Source organism: Pleionea sediminis, from assembly GCF_007570825.1.
Classification (GTDB): Bacteria; Pseudomonadota; Gammaproteobacteria; order Enterobacterales; family Kangiellaceae; genus Pleionea; species Pleionea sediminis.
In genome coordinates, this window is sequence record NZ_SUNB01000001.1 from 1,296,544 (window position 1) to 1,317,300 (window position 20,757).

The window sequence follows — 20,757 nt, forward strand, 5'->3', positions numbered from 1 at the left end:
CGGTCCCTTACTTTCGAAATCATATGTGTACCTGCATAACTCGTATTATCGTACTTTGCCAAGCATCGTGTGTTGTTTATCGTTAAAAAAGCCAAAATAAATTGCTTCGCTTATTGTCCACCCAGTTTGACCGTGATGTCCTGAGACTGCCCGTTTCTTAATAACGTTAAGCTTACCTCAGAGGCGTTAGCTAAATTTTGTTGCAACATCATTAATTGGGAAGGGTCGTTTAATGGCACTCCATTGATATTGGTGACAATATCATTTCTTCTGAGTTTCAACTCATAAAATAACCGCCGGGCTTTACCAGGAGAAATTTTAACCCCTTTAATAAGACCATTCTCCATAACTGGTTGCCAACGTATTAAATCTTTAAGACTCGCCGGATCAGACTGCAACTTCTCTTTTAAATCAGCAAACTCGCGCTTTACGCGCGCATTATCAACCACCAAACTTTCGCCTCTATCCGGCGTTTCGGGCAGAATCTCTGGTTGGCGAGCATCGGTTTGCATAGAAATAACAGACTCTGACTCTTCCAAAGTCAGCGATTCCAGTCTTCCATTTCTATTCAAAATAACTTTATTGGCCTGCACCTGATGTAGCTTAGCTCCTTGAGCGCCACTGACAACATCGCCTAAAAAATAAACTTCTTGATTTGCACCACCCGACTCAATAATTGCACTAGCTCGTTCGCTGTCGTCAGAGGCATAAATACCTCGTAATTTAAGAGGAAGAGGTGTTTCACCCGCTACCTCTTCTTCAATAGGTTCGGGATCCGCCTGAGGAATTGCAGTGGCATCGCCAAATAAATGCTTGCTGGTAATCGCTCTAACTGAAACCTGCACCTGCTGAGAAGGGCCAGCTGTTGCTTGCCGAGCAGGCGGAGTCACTCGGTAATCAGCCACCGATGCATCAACCCAAAGCCATACCAATTTCGCGAGCAGATACAAACTGATCACTAATAACACACCACTCCCCAGTTTTATCCAAGGTTCGGGTTTGTTAAACCGATTGACTAGTGCTGCATCAAGTTGCATTATCTCAAATTCCTAAAGTTCGCTGCCTTGCCAAGGCCCTGATTTTATTATTCTAAACCGCATATTCGCGAAGACTCGCTAGCATACCAAAAAATCTGGTGGATCTCTTATGTAAACCGGGTACTATTCACAAAAATATCCTTTTAAGATAAATTTTGCTATACGTGTCTCGATAAAATTTGCTATGAGAACTCGCCAATCCACACCATACACAAACACAATCTACCAAGTGACTCTATAAACGATGCAAATGGAAGAAAAGGTCCGATTAGATAAATGGCTCTGGGCCGCACGCTTTTTTAAGACACGAGCCCTTGCCAAAGCCGCAATTGAAGGCGGAAAAGTCCATTATGATGGGCAACGAGTGAAACCTGGTCGCTCTGCTCAAATTGATGGTCGAGTAACCTTACGAATTGGTTTTGATGAAAAAGAAATTATTATCAAATCGATCAGTGATCGACGTGGGCCTGCACCAGAAGCACAAAAACTGTACGAAGAAACCGAAGAAAGCATCAAATCACGAGAAGAAGCCCGTGCCCTAAGAAAAGCAGCGGGAATCACCGCTCCACAGAAAAAACCCGATAAAAAACAACGCCGCCAAATTCATCGCTTTAAACGAATCAATACAGAAGAGTAAAATACTCGCAATCCGACTGACTCCTAAAGAATTAGTGCTATGAACGATATTAGAGAAACAGACTACATCCAACGTTTTTTATTTGAAGAACATGCAGTTAGAGGCCAATGGATCGCTTTGAGCAACAGTTTAAAAGAGTTGGTTGCAGGACACGAATATCCTGCGCCAGTCAAAAAACAGCTCTTCAAATCAGCTCTAGCGACAAATTTACTGGCAGAAACGCTTAAATTTGAGGGGCGACTAACCCTGCAAGCTCAAAGTGGCGGGGATTTAAAAATCCTCCTCATTCAGGCCAATCATGAGCATGAGTTTCGAGGTGTCGCTCGACACAATGATATCGTTCCTGAGTCTGAAGACATCAAAACTCTGATGCCAGGTGCACAAATGGCATTAACGATCGAACCAGAAGGTGGTCGTCGATATCAAGGAATTGTCCCCATGCATAAGCCTAGTCTTGCCGAAAACATTGAAGACTATTTTGCACAGTCGGAGCAATTAGCAACTCGAATTTGGCTTTTTTGCGGTGAAGACAAGGCTGCAGGGCTTCTTTTACAAGCGATGCCCGAAGAAAACGACGAAAGTGGCTTTGAGCATCTCAGCCAACTGGCAAACACACTAAGTCAAGATGAAGCCTTGTCTCTCGATTCAAACACCGTGCTACATCGATTATTCCACCAAGATCCCCTAAGACTTTTTGAGCCGAAAACAATTAACTACCGTTGTGGGTGCAGTCGCCAGAAATCATTAAACTCATTGCTATTGGTCCCTATAGCCGAACTCGAAGAAATTATTGAAAAAGAAGGAAAAGTCTCGATGAATTGCGAGTTTTGTCAAACCCACTACGAGTTTGATGCTATCGATGTTGAGCAAGTATTCGCCAATTCGGGGCGTGATATGCAATCTGATACAACACAATAAAAGCAATAATGAATTTTTTTCTGTGCTTTTATAAAATCAAATCGAATGACAGTTTGTTTGAATCAATAAAATCCGATTTGTTAATACGCCAATGACAGGTATAATTCGCGCTCAAAAATTAAGCATAAAAATCAGCCTCTAACTGTGAAGTTCACTTTATAGAGTGTTGTCCAGAAAGACAGGAATTTATTTATGGGTTTAAAAACGCCTTTTCATGAGCTTCACGTAGACGCTGGGGCTAGAATGGTCGACTTTGGTGGATGGGATATGCCCATCAATTATGGCTCTCAAATTGAAGAGCACAATGCCGTTCGACAAGACGCAGGCATGTTTGACGTTTCCCATATGACAATCGTTGATGTTCAAGGTAAAGATGCAAAACCATACTTAAGAAAACTTCTCGCAAACGATATTGCTAAGCTCAACAAACCGGGTAAGGCACTTTATAGTGGCATGCTCAACGAAAATGGTGGAGTAATCGATGATCTGATTACTTACTTCATTAACGAGGAGTTTTATCGCGTCGTTGTCAATGCTTCTACACGTGAAAAAGATTTAGAGTGGATGCAGAAGCAAGCTCAAAACTTCGAAGTTTCTGTTGACCATAATAAAAACTACGCCATGTTGGCTGTTCAAGGACCCAACGCAATTGAGAAAACCCAAGCCGCATTGAGTGAGCAGCAAAAGCAAGCAATTGAAGGCTTAGGCGTTTTTTTCGCGGTCGATACCGAAGGATTCTTCATCGCTCGAACAGGCTACACCGGCGAAGATGGCTTTGAAATCATGATTCCACTCGACAAGGTTTCCAGTTTTTGGGAAGCGCTAATAAAAGCAGGCGTACAACCTTGCGGACTGGGAGCCAGAGACACTCTACGCCTGGAAGCCGGAATGAACTTATACGGCCAGGATATGGACGAAAATATATCACCTCTCGAAGCCAACATGGGCTGGACTATTAGTTGGGAGCCCGAAGACAGAGACTTTATTGGTCGCACAGCACTCACCCAACAAAAAGCAGAAGGTGTCAAAAATAAACTCGCTGGATTGGTTCTGGAAGGCAAAGGCGTTTTACGGCCCCACATGAAAGTTATTTGTGAAGATGGCAGTGAAGGCGAAATAACTAGCGGCACCATGTCACCCACATTAAAAAAGAGCATTGCTTTTGCTCGGGTTCCAAAAACATGTGGCGAAACCGTCATGGTTGAAATGCGTGGCAAGCAGGTTCCTGCCAAGGTTGTAAAGGCATGTTTCGTGCGTAAAGGCGAGCCTCTCGTTTAGACCGATAGATAGTTTAAGAAGAATTTTAAAATTACGTTAAAATAACAGTAAATGAAGCAACGAGGATTATTTAAATGAGCGATATCCCTAGCGAGTTAAAGTACGCATCAAGCCATGAATGGGCTCGCCTGGAAGACGATGGCAGTATAGTTGTCGGTATTACTGACCATGCGCAAGGTCTTCTTGGAGACGTCGTGTACGTCGAGTTACCTGAGATTGACTCAGATATTGGAGCTGGCGATGAAATCGCTGTTGTTGAGTCGGTTAAAGCCGCTTCGGACATTTACGCTCCTATCTCCGGAACAATCATTGAAATAAATGATACTCTGGAAGACGCTCCAGAGACCGTTAATACCGATTGCTATGGTGATGGCTGGATGTTTCGCATTCAGCCGAGCAACGAAACGGATTATCAAGATTTGATGGACGCTGAAGCTTACCAAGAGTCTATCGCCGACGAATAAGTCGGAAACAAACAACTCAATTAGCCTCGACAAATTTTTGTTGAGGCTTTTGTTTTTATAGTCTGCAATTTTTGAAAACGACTGCCGTATAATGCGAAGTCTTAAACCGGCTATTACTGGAAGAAGTTCACGAATGAATCAGTCAAATACTCAAACCCTCACCCAATTGGAAAACAATCAAGAGTTTGTTCAACGGCATATCGGTCCCAGTGCAGAAGAAACTGCCGAAATGCTCCAGACCCTTGGCATGAATTCAATTGAAGAGCTTGTCGAGCAAACCGTTCCCAAAAAAATCCAATTAGCGGAACCTCTTCCTCTCCCAGCGGCCAAAAGCGAATCTGACGCTCTCAGCTACCTTCATAGTCTGGCGCGCAAAAACAAAGTATTCAAATCTTACATCGGAATGGGTTATTACAACGTAAAAACCCCAACTGTTATTTTGCGAAATGTGCTCGAGAATCCAGGTTGGTACACGGCCTATACGCCTTATCAGCCAGAAGGTGCGCAAGGCAGATTGGAAGCAATCATTAACTTCCAACAAATGACCATGGATTTGACCGGATTAGACTTAGCCAGTGCTTCTTTACTAGACGAGGCAACCGCTGCTGCAGAATCAATGGCATTAGCAAAACGTGTTTCAAAAAACAAAAAGTCCAATGCCTTTTTCATCGATCAAAATGCTTATCCTCAAACCATCGATGTAATGAAAGAACGGGCGCACTACTTTGGCTTTGAGTTGATTTTCGGTCCAGCGGACGATGCCGCAAATCACGATGTATTTGGTGCGTTCCTTCAATACCCAGATCGCTTTGGTAATATCCTTCCTCTTGAAAATACGATTGAAACGTTGCACCAGAAAAAAGCCATTGTCGCTGTCGCAACCGATTTAATGAGCTTAGTCACTCTAAAATCACCCGGAGAAATGGGCGCCGATGTAGTACTTGGATCAGCTCAAAGATTTGGTGTACCAATGGGCTATGGCGGCCCTCACGCCGCTTTCTTCGCAACAAGAGACGCCTACAAACGTGCTTTGCCTGGCAGAATTATTGGCGTATCAAAAGACACGCACGGTAATCAAGCTCTGCGCATGGCTATGCAAACAAGAGAGCAGCATATTCGTCGAGAAAAAGCTACGTCGAACATTTGTACTGCTCAAGTGTTACTTGCCAATATGGCTTCATTTTATGCGGTGTATCATGGACCAGAAGGTTTAAAAAGAATTGCAACTCGTATCAACAGGCTCACCTCACTTCTGGCAGAAGGATTAAAACAATCTGGTGTGACAATTGAAAACGAGCATTGGTTTGACACTCTAACAATTAAAGTGTCAGATAAAGCCTCCGTTTTACAACGAGCAAACGACAACCAATTAAATTTACGAGTCGATGAAACGGGTAACCTTGGTATTTCGATCGATGAAACAACAACTCGAGAAGACATAAAAACTCTATTAGAAGTTATCACCGGTAAATCACCTGCTTTCGATTTAGAGCAAGAAGATGCGAAACTGGTTGCTAACACTTTAAGCAGTGTGCCCCTTGAGTTACAACGCAATAGTGAGTTTTTAACCCACGCAGTATTCAATTCTTATCACTCAGAAACAGAGATGTTGCGCTACTTAAAGCGACTGGAAAATAAAGACATTTCGTTAACTCACTCGATGATTGCATTAGGCTCTTGCACCATGAAACTCAATGCAACATCCGAAATGATCCCCGTCACCTGGCCAGAATTTGCCAATATCCATCCGTTTGCGCCAAATGATCAAACGGAAGGTTATCAACAAATGATCCAAGAATTAAGCGATTGGCTAGTGACCATTACGGGCTACGATAATATTTCGATGCAACCCAACTCAGGAGCTCAAGGAGAGTATGCTGGGTTGCTTGCTATCATGAAGTACCATGAAAGCCGCGGCGAAGGACATCGCAATATTTGTCTAATTCCAAGTTCAGCTCACGGCACTAATCCTGCCAGTGCGCAAATGGCAAATATGAAAGTCGTCGTTGTGAATTGCGATGATAAAGGCAACGTTGATATCGACGACTTAAAGAAAAAAGCAGAAGAACTCTCTGAAAACTTAGCCGCTATTATGGTGACTTATCCATCAACTCATGGAGTTTACGAAGAATCAATAAAAGATATTTGCGACATCGTACACCAACACGGTGGTCAAGTTTATATGGATGGCGCCAACATGAATGCGCAAGTGGGTATTACCGCTCCGGGCTTAATTGGCTCAGATGTATCTCACCTTAATCTCCATAAAACATTCTGTATTCCACATGGTGGCGGTGGCCCAGGCATGGGGCCAATTGGAGTAAAATCACATCTTGCTCCGTTTCTTCCCAACCATGCAGTAAAAACAATTGAAGGACCTAACAGAGAAAACGGTGCGGTATCAGCCGCACCTTACGGCAGTGCTTCAATTCTACCAATCAGCTACATGTACATTGCCATGATGGGTGGCAAGGGTCTAAGAGAAGCGACAGAGTATGCATTGCTCAATGCAAACTACTTAGCCAAACGGCTGGCCGATCACTACCCAGTTTTATACACCGGAAGAAATGATCGCGTTGCACACGAGTGCATTATCGATTTAAGACCAATAAAAGCAGACACTGGCATTACAGAAGTTGATATTGCAAAGCGATTACTCGACTTCGGCTTCCACTCTCCTACAATGAGCTTCCCTGTTGCTGGAACTCTGATGATAGAACCAACGGAAAGTGAATCGAAAGCTGAGCTGGATCGTTTTATTGAAAGCATGATTGCTATCAAGCAAGAAATTCACAAAATTGAAACCGGCGCATTAGATAAAGAGGATAACCCTTTAAAAAATGCTCCTCACACTCAGTTCGATTTAACAGTGTGGGAAAAAAGTTACTCAATAAAAGAAGCATGCTTCCCACTTGCCGATCAAATTACAAGCAAATTTTGGCCATCAGTAAATCGTATTGATGATGTATTTGGCGATCGAAACTTGATGTGCAGCTGTCCAACCATAGACAGTTATCGAGATTAAAATACTCGTAAATATTAAAGGCCGCTTTTTAGCGGCCTTTTTATTGCTCAAGAGTCATTAATTATCACTGTCACTATCTTTAAATTTCTTAACGTATCGTAACGTTATAAAATTTATCGTCGATAGCAAGAGCGCTATTTCATACCGCTCAAAAGCAACGGCAACACCAATGAGCCCAGTATTCCAGATACTCGCTGCAGTGGCCGTTCCAGAAGTAGAGCCATTATTTTTTAATATAGCACCGCCACCAATAAAACCAATTCCAGTAATAATTCCTTGAATCACTTTAGCCTCTGCTTCTGTTGAGCTTAAAACTGACATACCCACTAATGCATATCCGCAAGCAGCCAATGAAACTAAAGGAAATGTCCGCAATCCAGCACCACGACTTTCTTTATCGCGGTCATAAGCAATGGGAAGCGAGAATAAGTATGCAGCACCTAACTTTATCAAATTTTCATAAATTTCTTGCCAGTCTAAGCCAAATAATGATTCCATCAGATTTCCCATCTATAGTCTAAAAAAACACTTGGTTTATTTACTCACCGCAACGTTACATAAAGCTATCCAATTAAAATATTATAGAGAGAATTAGAAGGAAGTTTAGTTGAAGAGATAAAATCTGTTACTTTAATGGTAAACAGGGAATATTAAAGTCAACATGGTAATGTTCATCGTGCCGCACCCAAGATCGTCGTTTCGACAATTCAATATTTGCTTTAATGTACTCGCCACCCGATGTACTCAATAACATTGGTTGTAATTTCGGGTCGAATATTACGCGCCAAATTTCCACACCATACTTTATCGATTCTTTGTGAAGCGCAATAAGGTGAGCTGCAATTGCCTCATAGTCGATTTGATAATTTTCATAGCGGCTATTATTGTTAAACTCGATATCATACCCAAAACGATTAAGCGCATGTGTTGGCAAATGTACAGAGTTTTTTGTATTGATATCAATTACAGGTGTCATAAAGTCAACGGATAGTCCATTTTGATGAGTTTTATGGGGTTTAAATCGACCGCCCTCTTTAAATCCTGTCTCAGCATATTTAAACACTTTATCAGGATGCGAGCTTTGCAAAGAATGATACGCACCCAAAACAATATCTCTTACAGTGCTATGAACATAGGTGCGCCCCAACGCTCCTGCTAACTGACCATAGCTGACAAAATTCTTGCCTAACATGGGTAACTCGACGCCATTCTTTAACTTACCTTTTGCTGTTGTACCATAGCATTGACTGTCGGCGGCAACAGAAGTAGTTACCAAACCCATAAATAAAGGAACAATATAAAAGCCAAGCTTTCGAATCATTCAAAGACCTTTAGATAAGCTTTAACACTCTCTAAATTGCCCTTATGAACAATACGTTGAGCTTTCTTCGCGATTTGATATCGATACATAGGATCGTAGTAGTTTATTAGAAGTAAGCTTATCCACTCATAATGCTGCTCATGTTTATTTTCAAAAAATGACCCTTTTAGCGCATATTGAATAAGTCTAGAAATATCATAATAAGATTCGTTTCCAAGGCGTTTTTTCATTTTGAGCAAACTATTCATTAAATAGAGCTCAAAATGGTCCTTCCAGCTTGAAGGATACTCTGTTTGAAAATCTGTAATCATTCTAATTATATACTCTTGATAAATTCTTTCGATTCGTTCTTCAAATACCTCTTCAATAACAATGACAGGAGCCTGCCTCATCGCTGTTTGTAACTCTATTGGAATATAACATTTACCTATCAATCGACTTTCATCTTCAAGCAAAATATCCGTACTTTCGGATAGCTTAATTAACTGTATAGCCAGACTATTTTCAAAACTCGCCTGCGAAGGTTGAGAGGAAACATAATTACCAAAGCTGGAACCACGATGGTTAGCCAACTTCTCTAAATCAATAGCATTAGAGTACAGACGAATAACTTCAGTTTTACCAACACCAGTCATGCCGCTTAATATTCGAAATTTTTCGGGCTTCAGATCAGAAATTACTTTCAGTAAAAATCGACGAAGCGCCTTGTAGCCACCCTCTATCACAGGAATAGAAATCCCCTGCTCCAATAACCATTCAGCTGATATTTTTGAACGTAGTCCTCCCCGAAAACAATATAAGCAAGACTCTTTATACTTTTGAAAAAAGCTTATCCAACTCCTCACTCTCTCTTCTTTTGTCTCGCCCTGAATCAATTGGTATCCCAATTCAATAGCAGCGCTCTTTCCGTTTCGCTTATATTCTGTGCCAACTCTGGCACGCTCATCATTATTTAAAATAGGAAGGTTAAAGCTTGTTGGAAAAGTACCTTTTATTGATTCAATGGGCGCACGTACATCAATGAAAGGAGTATCGTATTTAAAGAGAGACTCAAACTGATCAGCTACAATCCAGTTCATGAATTTTAACGCTCCGATACAATTAAACGTTTGTCTTGTCGATTTATAACTTCGCCAATATCCGAAGCGATAAAGCCTCTTTCTTGTGCCATCAACAAAATTCTTTCCGCCTCATCCGGACTCACAGATATCAATAAACCACCGCTGGTTTGTGGGTCGCATATAATCGTCCGAATTAATTCTTGCTCGACATGAATATGTTGGCCATAGCTTTGCCAATTTCTCTCGACACCACCAGGAATGCACCCTTGCTCAATGTAATCTCGTACTCCAGGCAATAAAGGGAGCTTGTTGGCGTTAATTTGTGCCGAAACGTTTGCGCCTTCGCACATTTCAATCAAGTGACCTGCCAATCCAAATCCAGTAACATCTGTCATTGCATGTATGGATTTTTTAGCTGCTAACTCCGCACCTAAAGAGTTCAATTGACACATTGCCTCAATGACTCGAGATTCATCGTCTAACGACAATCGCTTTTTCTTTTGTGCCGTTGTTAAAATACCAACACCAAGTGGTTTGGTTAAAACCAAACGATCACCCACTTCTGCGGTATGGTTTTTCTTAATAAATGCCGTTGGTACCTGCCCAGTAGCAGCCAATCCAAAAATTGGCTCCGGAGCGTCAATACTGTGGCCACCGGCTAAAACAATACCGGCTTCTTTGCACGCCTGCCTTCCTCCATCGACGACTTTTGCCGCAATCTCAACAGAAAGTTGTTTAACAGGCCATCCCAATATAGCAATTGCCATAATTGGAGTTGCGCCCATCGCATAAACATCACTAAGCGCATTGGTTGCAGCTATTCGGCCAAAATTAAAAGGATCGTCAACGATCGGCATAAAGAAATCGGTGGTACTGACTACCGAAATTTCATCATTCAAACGATAAACTGCCGCATCATCTTTTTTGTCATTACCCACAAGCAAATTAGGATCGACGAGCGATTTAAAGCCTGTCTGTAGTATTTTATCTAAAATATTTGGTGCTATCTTACAGCCACAGCCCGCACCATGACTGTATTCGGTTAACTTTATTGTCATGCTATTATTCACTTTTTTATTGTGTGGTAATAATTAATCACTTAATTGTTCTCACTGCAAGTTATAGGAATAATTAGAAGAAGCGAATAAAAAAAGCCTCGTCAAAGACGAGGCAAAATTAGGGGTCGAAATATCAGTCAGTTCAACTAGGATGAAAACCATTGTTAACTCAGATTAAGAATGCACCTACCTATTCATGGCTTAGTCGGGGCGAGAAAGCCAACCGATCCGTGGAATTCTGAGTCAATTAACAGCCTTCAAAAACACCATAACTAGTTGCTTTTAAAACATAAAGTAGTAACAAAGCAATTTGAGAATCGGTTATCATTTTAGGTTGATTAATCGCCAATTCATCACGAAACAGGAACATCCCCTGAGACATGTGGGCACTATCATGAAAATAAAGTACACTTATAGCAACCGATACTCTCTCGACTCTGCAAAACGACTTCTAAATAAGTCTTATCAGCACGAATAAAAAAATTAAGGTCCTTCAACGAAGAAATTAATAATTAACTATGCTGGACACGAATCACACGGTAGAAGTACCCGAAGGAATAGAACTTAACTTACCTCTCGCAGGTCCAGTTGTGCGGTCATTGGCATTCATGATAGATATGGCCATACGCATTGGTGTTTATTTTGTTATCGGTACAATATTTGGCGTAATGGGCCGCTTTGGTGGCGGATTATTTTTGATTTTTATCTTTTTATTGGAATGGGCCTACCCAATTCTATTTGAAATTTATAATCAAGGAGCAACGCCAGGCAAAAAAATGATGGGAATAAAGGTTGTTAATGATGATGGAACTCCAATTACTTGGGGCCCTTCGATAGTCCGCAACTTACTCCGCGCAGCAGATGCGTTTCCAGTATTCTACCTGGTTGGTTTGATATCAATGATGATTCACCATCAATTTAAACGGCTCGGAGATTTAGCGGCAGGCACTCTCGTCATTCATAAAAATAGTTATACACCCTCAGGCAGCTTGCAAAATGAAAAACCACAACAAGCTCCTGTTAACCTTACACTAGAAGAACAACGCGCAATTTTGCATTTTGGTGAACGGAGTCACCAATTAAGCGAAGCACGAAATCATGAGCTCGCTGATATATTATCGCCTATTTTAGAAGGAAAAGACGCCAAAGAACGAATGTCAAACATCGTATCTATGGCCAATTGGTTCAGGGGTCGTCGATGAGACAAGAAGAATTTGAAAAACAATACACATCAATTTGGCAAGAGTCAGAACAGTTATTCAATCAATTCGACTCTCGCTCAGAAAGAAAAAAATTAGATCAAGAGACTCTGAATCAACTACCCAATCTATATCGCGCCCTTTGTCACTCATTAGCGATAGCTAAAGAGCGCCAGTACAGTCCATACTTAATTGAATATCTCGATAATCTCGTACTACGCGGACATCAAATACTTTATTCCAAACGAACATATCTTCTATATAAAATTATCCACTTTGTTGCTCATGGCTTTCCTTCGGAAATACAAAAACAGAAGTTACTATTCTGGATGAGTATGCTTATCTTTTTTGGACCAAGTCTAATTTTGTTGACTCTAACAATACTCAATCCCGATCTTGTTTATAGTATTGTTCCTCCCAACCAGGTGAGTCAAATCGAATCTATGTATGACCCTGAAGCAAGCGTGCTTGGACGAGAAAGAGAGTCTGACTCCGACTTTTACATGTTCGGTCATTATATTTGGAACAATATAGGAATTGGTTTTAGAACCTTCGCTACCGGCATTCTTTTTACAATGGGATCTATTTTTTTCTTAACATTTAACGGGCTCTTTTTTGGCGCTATCAGTGCCCATATAATAAACATTAAATATACTTCCACGTTTTTTCCATTTGTAATAGGTCATGGCTCTTTTGAGCTTACAGCAATTGTCATTTGTGGGATGGCGGGTATTAAGCTAGGTTGGTCAATCATTGCGCCAGGCAACTTAACTCGTTTAGACTCGCTTAAATTAGCGACAGAAAAAGCGGTTCTTCTTGTTTATGGTGCAGCTCTTTTCTTATTAATTGCAGCATTTATTGAAGCTTTTTGGTCTTCTAGCACTTTACTGACCACAACCACAAAATATTCTGTGGGCACTTTCCTCTGGATTTTCGTTTATGTTTACTTACTCTGGCCAAGAAAGTTGGTAAGCAAATGAATCTCGAACGTGTAACGGCCAAAATTAAGCCAAGACGAGGTTGGGAATCCCTTGACCTCGGATTTAAAATGGTTCAACACCACTGGCGATCACTTTATGGAATTTGGTTTACTGTAACACTGCCTATTTTCGTGCTGGGTGTTGCTGTTTTACAAGAACATCTTTTTTGGTTAATTGTTGTATTTTGGTGGCTAAAACCAATATTTGATTCCGCTTTACTAAATTACGTTAGTCGAGCTCTTTTTGGAGAATACCCAACAATTAAACAAACTCTTAAAGATTTCCATACTTATGCGTTTAAACAGGTAGTTTCTAATTTATCATGGCGAAGGCTTAGCCCTACTCGATCAATGGATTTGGCCGTCAGTCAACTTGAGGGACTAAAAGGATCTCGCCGAGCGAATAGAATACGCACATTACACTCCTTTAATACCGGAACAGCATCTTGGCTTACCGTTTTATTTTTAATTCTACATGTCTTTTTTTACTTCAATATCATTATATTACTCTTATGGTTTATACCTGATATTTATTTACAAGATATTGGCGACCACTTTGGCGACTTTTTGTGGGCCTCAAACTCCAATGCTGGACAAACAATTCAAGTTTTTTTGATGTATCTTATCATTGGCTTTTTCAGTCCGTTCTACATTACATGTGGATTTACCACTTACATCAATCAAAGAACTATTTTAGAAGCTTGGGATATAGAGTTAGTGTTTCGAAAACTAGCAAACCGCATGCAAGATTATAAAAAGAAAACAGAACGCAAAAAACTATTAGGAAGTCTTTGTGCGCCTCTTCTGATAGCCAGTATTTTTGCGACAAATTCTAATATAGCCAAAGCGGAAACAGAAGAAAAACTCACACACCAGTCAGCAAAACAAGAAGTAGAAGAAATTTTAAACAAAGAACCGTTTAAACGTGAAGTTACAGAAGAAGAAACCTTCTACAATTTCGAAACAGAAAAGTCGAGTAGTGAAGACCAATATAATCATAATTCCGCCAGCATTTTTACTGGGGTAGCGAAGCTGGTTGAACTATTACTTTGGGTGTTTGTATTTGGATTAATTGGTTGGTTTGTATATAAAGTCATTGAAAATCGCTCAATGTTCCAAAGAATAAATCCAAGTGACAACAGTAAGTCGTCTCCCGATGCTTTATTTGGAATATCCATGTCTCCAGAATCACTGCCGGACAACCCAGCAGAGGTGGCCTTGCAACTGTGGAATAAAAAACAATATCGAAAATCTTTATCTATTCTTTTAAGAGCAACCCTTAAAGAGATCATTTCACAATACAATTGCGAGTTCGAAGATGGGTACACAGAATTAGAATGTGCCAAAATAGTTAAGGCAGAAACGCCTGTAAATCTGAGCCAATACTTTGCAAATCTTATTCAAATATGGCGAAGGTTCGCCTATGGACAGCAAATACCAGAGCACAATGATGTCGAAGAGCTTTGTCATCAATGGAGTTTAATTTTTAGTCCCAATAGCCAATCAAATGCTGAAGGTACAGCACAATGATATCAACAGATATAACTGTTCGCCCTATTGTTTGGCTAACCGCAATATTGATTTTAATACCAGGCTTAATTTGGACCTACCTTATTAGTCATTCTGAAACCGTTTACGTTACTAAGGATCAAGGGTACTCACAACAAGCAAAAAAAAATCCATTTTTAGCAGCCGAGTTTTTTCTTGAAAACCAAGAAATCCAGGTCGAGTTAACTAGAAATTACAATATTTTTGATAGCGAAATTCCTGTTAATCATTCTTTGATTATTACCAACAGCAGAAAAACTCTGAGTGAAAGTCGACTGCAAGTCATCAAAAGCTACGTAAAACAAGGTGGTCATTTAATTCTCGCTGCGGTAGAGAATTTTGAGGATGACACTGGTAGCAGCGGTGCTCCAATTCTAGACGAAATAGGCGCTAGACTTTATCGTAATTACGGTGATATCAATACTTTAACGCCTGATGAATGGGATGCACTCGATGACATAGAAAAAGATCGTTTTTATGATTCTAGCAGTAAGACAAAAATTAAGTTTAAAAACTACTCACAGGAAACATCAATAATATTTCCAAACTTTCACTATTTACTTGATGCATCCGGCGACGCTGTCTTTAACGCAGGAACCGACAGTTCGAGACATGTACTTCAATATAACTATGGGGAAGGCTTAATTACCGTATTAAGTAGTACATATATTTGGAGTAATAAGAAGCTCAACGCCGAAGATCACGCTATGTTCCTCTATCAACTGACTGAAGACTCCGAAAAAGTATGGATTGTTTATAATCCCCAATACGAGTCATTTATAGAACTACTATGGAAACATGGTCATCATATTATATTAAATGCGCTTTTACTTTTATTAGTAATCATTTGGTTTTATCAAATAAAAACAGGGCCTATATTTCCAATATTTTCATTTGATAGCAGAAAGTTAATGCAACATATTTTGGCAGCTTCTGAATTTAAGTGGCGTTACGGTAACAAAAGTCAATTATTGACAGACACACGCGAAGACGTTGAACGCCGTTTAAAAAGGAGCCATCCGCTATTAAAGAGTCAAGATAAAGCCGAACAATTAAGTTATATGCATAAGTTAACAAATATCGATACAAATGATTTAGAGAAAGCTTTTTTTTCTGAACCTAACAATCCAATTGAATTCACTAATCAAATACAAACGTTGCAAAAGGTGCGACACCTACTTCATGGGAATACACTATGAGTGATGAACAAATACCAAAACCTGAAAGCTCTGAGCAAATATCAACTGAGTCTTATGCTCAATTAATTAACAAAATGACGCACGAAATAAACCAAGTATTGATCGGTCAAGAAGAAGTTTTACAACATTCATTAGTTTGTTTGTTTGCTGCAGGGCACCTGCTATTGGAAGGTGTTCCGGGAATTGGAAAAACCCTTTTAGTTCGTGCGCTCGCCAAATGCTTTGATGGCAACTTCTCTCGCATTCAGTTTACACCAGATTTAATGCCAAGCGATGTCACGGGACATGCAATCTACGACCCTAAATCTGAAAAATTTCAAATTAGAAAAGGTCCAGCATTCACAAATTTATTATTAGCTGATGAAATAAACAGAGCTCCAGCAAAAACCCAAGCATCTTTACTTGAAGTTATGCAAGAGCAACAAATCACTATCGAAGGTAAGTCTTATAAAACAGCGCCACCATTTATGGTTTTGGCAACACAGAATCCTCTTGAACAAGAAGGGACTTACCCACTACCCGAGGCGGAGCTCGACCGATTCCTTATGAAGGTATATATGCGATACCCAAGTCAGGTAGATGAAGTAACATTAGTTAAAAATGTCACTACGGGTAAGGTATCGAGCAGTAGCATTCTGAACGCAGTGAACAAAGTTGCCTCTCCAGAGAGTATTTTGAAAGCACAAAAACTAGCTGCAGAAATTCCAGTCGATGATTCGTTATTCGAATATGCGGTTAAAATTGTCGCAGCAACCCGGGAATGGCCAGGAATAAGAATGGGAGCTAGTCCACGGGCCAGCATTGCATTAATTCGTTGCGCCAGAGCTCTAGCACTAATTCGAAGTCAGTCCTACGTAACTCCAGATGAAGTCAAGTCAATCGCTATGCCTGTGCTAAGACATAGGATCCAGCTTTCAGCCGAGTTGGAAATTGAGGGAATACAAATTGACGATGTTATCGACGATATACTCAATCAAGTAGAAGCACCTCGCAAATGAGACCAGCTAAGCGCTTAATTCAATTAATATTGTTTTGGTTGTTCGTCGCCTTATTGTCGGCACTTTCAGCAATATTAGAGAGTGCGTTCGAGTCATTTCCTATATTGTCGGCATACCTGTATGAAATTTGGCTATGGGGAAGCGCTATCAGCGGATCTTTACTATTTTTTGATTTACTGAGTTTAAAAGAAAGTAAGCATGTAAGCGCATCCCGAAAAGTTACTAAAAATCTTGCTGTAGGAGCAACCACAACTGTTAGTTTGAAAATAAACAACCGATCAAATCGAATTCTGAATATCTTCGTTAGCGATCATTATCCACAGCATAGCGAAGTTAAAGACCTACCCCAAACAGTAACTATAAATACGGGAAGCTTTGCAGAGTTATACTACAAAATAAGAATACTCCACCGAGGTGATGCTGAATTTGGTTTAATTAGACTTCTAATTCAGTCAACGCTTGGTCTTTGGGAAAAAGTTATTCAAGATGGTACTTGTGAAACGATCAAAGTTTATCCTAACTTTGCCGCTATTCACGATTATATTTTACTATCAGCAGATCAACAGTCGTCTCAAATGGGCATTCGGCTCTCGCAACGCAGAGGTGATGGTTTAGAATTTCATCAGTTAAGAGAGTACAGAATTGGTGATTCATTACGCCAAATAGACTGGCGTGCAAGCTCTCGATTAAATAAGTTAATTTCAAAAGAATACCAGGAAGAAAAAGACCAAAATATTGTCTTTTTATTGGACTGTGGGCGCAGAATGAGAACTCAAGATCAAGATTTAAGTCATTTTGATCATTCTCTCAACGCCATGTTACTTTTAGCTTACATCGGTTTAAAGCAAGGAGACGCCGTCGGCTTTCTAAGTTTTGGAGGAATATCTCGATGGCTCTCACCTCAAAAGGGCACTCACTTTATCAACATGATCCTCAATCAAGTTTATGACTGTCACCCAACATTAAACGCATCAGATTTTATTGAAGCAGCTACTGAACTCAACTCACGGATAAGAAAGCGCTCATTGGTTGTGTTAATTACCAACTGCCGGGATGAAGATTTGTTTGAGCTAGAACCAGCCATCAAATTACTGAACGAGCATCATTTAGTAATGCTAGCAAACCTAAGAGAGCACGCACTTGATGAAAGTATTGAAAATCCAGTAGCTAATTTCGAGGATGCATTAAAATATACAGAATCCCTAAACTTTATAAGACAACGACAGAAGGTTCAAAATCAATGCGTCAATCGAGGGGTCATCGCTCTCGATACCATACCCAGTCATTTGGCCAGTCGAATAGTAAATAGCTATTTTGAGATTAAACGGAGCGGTAGACTTTGATATCATTAAAAACACACTCTAAATACACAAGAATAAATACATGCCTTGGCTTCAATTAAAATTCTCTACAGAACAACAAGACGTCGATAATATATCTGATTATTTGATGGAACTTGGTGCTCTATCAATGACCTATGAAGACGCTCAAGACAACCCCATTTTGGAGCCACTCCCCGGTGAGACACCTCTATGGGATAATTTAATTGTCTCGGCCCTATTTGATGCCAACTGCAATACAGCTGATGTTCTGGATATTATTCAGCAAAGTAATTTTGCTGAAAGCATTAAAAATCCTCTGTTCGAACAACTTGAGGATAAAGATTGGGAACGAGCCTGGATGGATAACTTTCATCCTATTCAGTTCGGACACAGTCTTTGGATTGTTCCGAGTTGGCATGAACCACCCAATCCAAAGGCAACCAACATACTGCTAGACCCCGGTTTAGCATTCGGCACAGGAACACACCCAACGACCGCGCTCTGCTTAGAATGGATGGATGGCGCATCTTTTGAAAATTGTTCTGTTCTCGACTACGGTTGTGGCAGCGGTATTCTTGCCGTAGCTGCGGCTAAGTTAGGTGCCAAGTCAGTCACAGCAATTGACATCGATCCCCAAGCAATTAAAGCTACGACAGATAATATGGCGCGCAATCATTTACCAGACTCTAGTATTGAACGCGGTCTTCCCGAAATTGCTAAGAATCAATCGTTTGATATTGTCATTGCAAATATATTAGCTGGACCATTAAAAGAGCTGGCACCATCAATCGCAGAAAAAGTTAATCCTAAGGGCAAGCTCGTTCTTTCTGGCCTCCTAAAAGAGCAAGCTGATGAAATTAGCCAATGCTATAGCAAATGGTTTAATATGAAACCCGCTGTCGACAAAGAGGATTGGATAAGACTCGAAGGTACGAAGCGTTAATACAAAGCGTTAAAATGATCTTATAATAAAAATAGACGCCGGTTGCTCCGGTAAGCCAACAGCAAAAGGATACTCAATGGCGCAATCCATTTACACCCGATGTCCAGAGTGCTCGACGGTGTTTCGCATTGCCGAGCAACAGTTGAAAACAGCGAAAGGTCGAGTGCGATGCGGTGCTTGCTTGCATGTATTTAAAGCAACTGAGAACTTAGTAAAACCCAAACAAAAGAAAGAAGTCGAAGAAAACGAACTCTCAACCGAAGCACCGTCAAAAGAAGCCGCATCAAACTTATCTTCAGAAATCTCAACATCCTCAATCGAAACTAATAATGAAGTTCAACTTGCTCCTAAAGTCGACGAACCCGATACACCTGCCGATATTGAAAATACAGAAATAAGTGAACCGTTCTCTGAACCCGCCGGTTTTTCTGAACAACCGCAAATAAACTCGGATGAAGAATCAACTGCTTTACCAGAAAGCACAGAAAACACAGAAAACACAGAAAACACAGAAAACACAGAAAACACAGAAAACACAGAAAACACAGAAAACACAGAAAACACAGAAAACACAGAAAACACAGAAAACACAGAAAACACAGAAAACACAGAAAACACATCAGATATTATCGAAGACGAAGAACAAATATTTGCAAAGACAAATGAATTATTGCCGCCAGATGATGATTCCGAATTATTAGAAATTACTCCAAATGATGACTCATCTCACGAATCAAACGCAGAAAATTCAAAAGTAGAAAATTTTAAAGACGAAATCAATCTGGACAGTGATTTTGATAATTTAGAAGATTTGCAACTGGAGTTAGAAAACGATCACGAAATTATCGATGAGCCTTTAATTGATCTCATCGAAGAGCAAGAGCAAGAGCAAGAGCAAGAGCAAGAGCAAGAGCAAGAGCAAGAGCAAGAGCAAGAGCAAGAGCAAGAGCAAGAAGCAAACCGCAACTTAGATGATGATGAAATACCTGAGTTTGAATTTGAACGATTTAAACCGAATGAAGAAGATCTAAAACCGTCGCCGGAGCAAGAAGCCATTATTGATGAAGCCATGTCTATGAGCGATGTAACAAAGGCAACGACTTCCAATTCAAAACAATCTGAAACTTCAGACGTTCCCATTGCCAATGTAAAAAGTTCACTTCAAGGTGAAACATTAGAGCCCGATCCACTCGATGAATTTGATGAAATTATTGAGCAAAAAAGCCACAAGTATAAATGGCTAGCAGGTGTCGGTATTGTACTTGCCGGTTTATCTTGGGGAATTACAACTCTCTGGGTTGAACGCCAAACGCTCGCATGGGACGACACTTGGGGCTCATTAGTTCATTCGATGTGCTCCATTGCTCCTTGTGAATTGAAGCAACGAAGAGATGTAAAAGCTATCGAGTTGATCCAAAGGGATATTCGTCCGAGTGAAGATGATCCGAATCGCTCAGAATTTAAATTGATGATTCGTAACAACGCCACATTCGAACAACCTTATCCTAGTGTTGAAATACATTTTACGGATACAAAAGGAAAAGTAGTCTCGACAGAAGTTCACACACCAAATGACTATTTATCAAACGAACTGAAAGATACTTTAATGCCACCCAATCAGCAGGCATTAATCTTAGTCATTGCCAAAGAATCCCACGCTAATGCTTTTGGCTTTGAGTTTGATTTCAGATAAGTCAGATCTAATAAAATTTCAAATAGGTAAAATTAACGACTCAAAATACCGGTTAAACTATTCATATGTATAGATAA

General features: G+C 40.3%; 18 protein-coding genes. 13 read left to right on the plus strand and 5 right to left on the minus strand.

Going from position 1 to position 20,757, the window contains the following annotated elements:
* Positions 1-110: 110 nt before the first annotated feature.
* Positions 111-1,037 carry a type II secretion system protein GspC gene (gspC, locus tag FAX86_RS05215; protein WP_144392283.1) on the minus strand — a complete coding sequence of 309 codons (927 nt, stop codon included), beginning with the start codon at positions 1,035-1,037 and terminating at the stop codon, positions 111-113.
* A gap of 250 nt (positions 1,038-1,287) precedes the next feature.
* Here gspC and hslR point away from each other — a divergent pair, with 250 nt between their 5' ends.
* The 5 genes from hslR (at position 1,288) to gcvP (ending at position 7,359) form a co-directional block, all read left to right on the plus strand.
* Positions 1,288-1,674: a ribosome-associated heat shock protein Hsp15 gene (gene hslR, locus FAX86_RS05220; protein ID WP_144392284.1), complete on the plus strand. Its 387-nt coding sequence runs from the start codon at positions 1,288-1,290 to the stop codon at positions 1,672-1,674.
* A 39-nt stretch (positions 1,675-1,713) separates the two neighbouring features.
* On the plus strand, positions 1,714-2,592 hold the full coding sequence (hslO, locus tag FAX86_RS05225; RefSeq protein ID WP_144392285.1) for an Hsp33 family molecular chaperone HslO: 879 nt from the start codon (positions 1,714-1,716) through the stop codon (positions 2,590-2,592).
* 192 nt (positions 2,593-2,784) lie between these two features.
* Positions 2,785-3,870: a glycine cleavage system aminomethyltransferase GcvT gene (gcvT, locus tag FAX86_RS05230; protein WP_144392286.1), complete on the plus strand. Its 1,086-nt coding sequence runs from the start codon at positions 2,785-2,787 to the stop codon at positions 3,868-3,870.
* Positions 3,871-3,944: 74 nt separating this feature from the next.
* Positions 3,945-4,334 carry a glycine cleavage system protein GcvH gene (gcvH, locus tag FAX86_RS05235; RefSeq protein WP_144392287.1) on the plus strand — a complete coding sequence of 130 codons (390 nt, stop codon included), beginning with the start codon at positions 3,945-3,947 and terminating at the stop codon, positions 4,332-4,334.
* Between the two features lie 133 nt (positions 4,335-4,467).
* A complete protein-coding gene (gene gcvP, locus FAX86_RS05240; RefSeq protein WP_144392288.1) occupies positions 4,468-7,359 on the plus strand; it encodes an aminomethyl-transferring glycine dehydrogenase in 2,892 nt (963 codons plus the stop codon).
* 57 nt (positions 7,360-7,416) lie between these two features.
* Here the strand turns inward: gcvP and FAX86_RS05245 are convergent, their stop codons facing one another.
* From FAX86_RS05245 to selD, 4 genes are all read right to left on the minus strand, one after another.
* Positions 7,417-7,857, minus strand: coding sequence for an MgtC/SapB family protein (locus FAX86_RS05245; protein ID WP_144392289.1), 441 nt, complete (start codon positions 7,855-7,857; stop codon positions 7,417-7,419).
* Positions 7,858-7,984: 127 nt separating this feature from the next.
* Complete coding sequence (locus FAX86_RS05250) at positions 7,985-8,680, minus strand: penicillin-insensitive murein endopeptidase (protein ID WP_144392290.1); 696 nt, start codon at positions 8,678-8,680, stop codon at positions 7,985-7,987.
* Positions 8,677-9,759, minus strand: a complete 1,083-nt coding sequence (mnmH, locus tag FAX86_RS05255; RefSeq protein ID WP_144392291.1) for a tRNA 2-selenouridine(34) synthase MnmH — start codon at positions 9,757-9,759, stop codon at positions 8,677-8,679. The genes FAX86_RS05250 and mnmH overlap by 4 nt, the downstream gene beginning before the upstream one ends.
* 5 nt (positions 9,760-9,764) lie before the next feature.
* A complete protein-coding gene (selD, locus tag FAX86_RS05260; RefSeq protein ID WP_144392292.1) occupies positions 9,765-10,799 on the minus strand; it encodes a selenide, water dikinase SelD in 1,035 nt (344 codons plus the stop codon).
* 518 nt (positions 10,800-11,317) lie between these two features.
* Between selD and FAX86_RS05265 the strand changes: the two genes are divergently transcribed.
* From FAX86_RS05265 to FAX86_RS05300, 8 genes are all read left to right on the plus strand, one after another.
* Positions 11,318-12,001, plus strand: a complete 684-nt coding sequence (locus tag FAX86_RS05265; protein WP_144392293.1) for an RDD family protein — start codon at positions 11,318-11,320, stop codon at positions 11,999-12,001.
* The gene (locus FAX86_RS05270; protein ID WP_144392294.1) at positions 11,998-12,978 is read left to right on the plus strand and encodes a stage II sporulation protein M; all 981 of its coding nucleotides are present in this window, start codon (positions 11,998-12,000) and stop codon (positions 12,976-12,978) included. Before FAX86_RS05265 ends, FAX86_RS05270 begins: the two co-directional genes overlap by 4 nt.
* Positions 12,975-14,507 (plus strand): hypothetical protein, encoded by a 1,533-nt coding sequence (locus FAX86_RS05275; RefSeq protein WP_144392295.1) that lies wholly within the window; start codon positions 12,975-12,977, stop codon positions 14,505-14,507. The genes FAX86_RS05270 and FAX86_RS05275 overlap by 4 nt, the downstream gene beginning before the upstream one ends.
* Positions 14,504-15,724 carry a DUF4350 domain-containing protein gene (locus FAX86_RS05280; protein WP_144392296.1) on the plus strand — a complete coding sequence of 407 codons (1,221 nt, stop codon included), beginning with the start codon at positions 14,504-14,506 and terminating at the stop codon, positions 15,722-15,724. The genes FAX86_RS05275 and FAX86_RS05280 overlap by 4 nt, the downstream gene beginning before the upstream one ends.
* Positions 15,721-16,722 (plus strand): AAA family ATPase, encoded by a 1,002-nt coding sequence (locus FAX86_RS05285; protein ID WP_144392297.1) that lies wholly within the window; start codon positions 15,721-15,723, stop codon positions 16,720-16,722. The genes FAX86_RS05280 and FAX86_RS05285 overlap by 4 nt, the downstream gene beginning before the upstream one ends.
* Positions 16,719-18,065: a DUF58 domain-containing protein gene (locus tag FAX86_RS05290; protein WP_144392298.1), complete on the plus strand. Its 1,347-nt coding sequence runs from the start codon at positions 16,719-16,721 to the stop codon at positions 18,063-18,065. Before FAX86_RS05285 ends, FAX86_RS05290 begins: the two co-directional genes overlap by 4 nt.
* 40 nt (positions 18,066-18,105) lie before the next feature.
* A complete protein-coding gene (gene prmA, locus FAX86_RS05295) occupies positions 18,106-18,987 on the plus strand; it encodes a 50S ribosomal protein L11 methyltransferase (RefSeq protein WP_144392299.1) in 882 nt (293 codons plus the stop codon).
* A gap of 76 nt (positions 18,988-19,063) precedes the next feature.
* On the plus strand, positions 19,064-20,680 hold the full coding sequence (locus tag FAX86_RS05300) for a DUF3426 domain-containing protein (RefSeq protein WP_144392300.1): 1,617 nt from the start codon (positions 19,064-19,066) through the stop codon (positions 20,678-20,680).
* The last annotated feature ends 77 nt before the right edge of the window (positions 20,681-20,757 follow it).

Bases quoted from the DNA above. Each gene is read 5' to 3' on its own strand.
- gcvP (WP_144392288.1), top strand. From the start codon at position 4,468: ATGAATCAGTCAAATACTCAAACCCTCACCCAATTGGAAAACAATCAA.
- prmA (WP_144392299.1), top strand. From the start codon at position 18,106: ATGCCTTGGCTTCAATTAAAATTCTCTACAGAACAACAAGACGTCGAT.
- gcvH (WP_144392287.1), top strand. From the start codon at position 3,945: ATGAGCGATATCCCTAGCGAGTTAAAGTACGCATCAAGCCATGAATGG.
- selD (WP_144392292.1), bottom strand. From the start codon at position 10,799: ATGACAATAAAGTTAACCGAATACAGTCATGGTGCGGGCTGTGGCTGT.
- hslO (WP_144392285.1), top strand. From the start codon at position 1,714: ATGAACGATATTAGAGAAACAGACTACATCCAACGTTTTTTATTTGAA.
- FAX86_RS05275 (WP_144392295.1), top strand. From the start codon at position 12,975: ATGAATCTCGAACGTGTAACGGCCAAAATTAAGCCAAGACGAGGTTGG.
- FAX86_RS05265 (WP_144392293.1), top strand. From the start codon at position 11,318: ATGCTGGACACGAATCACACGGTAGAAGTACCCGAAGGAATAGAACTT.
- gcvT (WP_144392286.1), top strand. From the start codon at position 2,785: ATGGGTTTAAAAACGCCTTTTCATGAGCTTCACGTAGACGCTGGGGCT.
- hslR (WP_144392284.1), top strand. From the start codon at position 1,288: ATGGAAGAAAAGGTCCGATTAGATAAATGGCTCTGGGCCGCACGCTTT.
- FAX86_RS05245 (WP_144392289.1), bottom strand. From the start codon at position 7,857: ATGGAATCATTATTTGGCTTAGACTGGCAAGAAATTTATGAAAATTTG.
- FAX86_RS05290 (WP_144392298.1), top strand. From the start codon at position 16,719: ATGAGACCAGCTAAGCGCTTAATTCAATTAATATTGTTTTGGTTGTTC.
- FAX86_RS05270 (WP_144392294.1), top strand. From the start codon at position 11,998: ATGAGACAAGAAGAATTTGAAAAACAATACACATCAATTTGGCAAGAG.
- FAX86_RS05300 (WP_144392300.1), top strand. From the start codon at position 19,064: ATGGCGCAATCCATTTACACCCGATGTCCAGAGTGCTCGACGGTGTTT.
- FAX86_RS05280 (WP_144392296.1), top strand. From the start codon at position 14,504: ATGATATCAACAGATATAACTGTTCGCCCTATTGTTTGGCTAACCGCA.
- mnmH (WP_144392291.1), bottom strand. From the start codon at position 9,759: ATGAACTGGATTGTAGCTGATCAGTTTGAGTCTCTCTTTAAATACGAT.
- FAX86_RS05285 (WP_144392297.1), top strand. From the start codon at position 15,721: ATGAGTGATGAACAAATACCAAAACCTGAAAGCTCTGAGCAAATATCA.
- gspC (WP_144392283.1), bottom strand. From the start codon at position 1,037: ATGCAACTTGATGCAGCACTAGTCAATCGGTTTAACAAACCCGAACCT.
- FAX86_RS05250 (WP_144392290.1), bottom strand. From the start codon at position 8,680: ATGATTCGAAAGCTTGGCTTTTATATTGTTCCTTTATTTATGGGTTTG.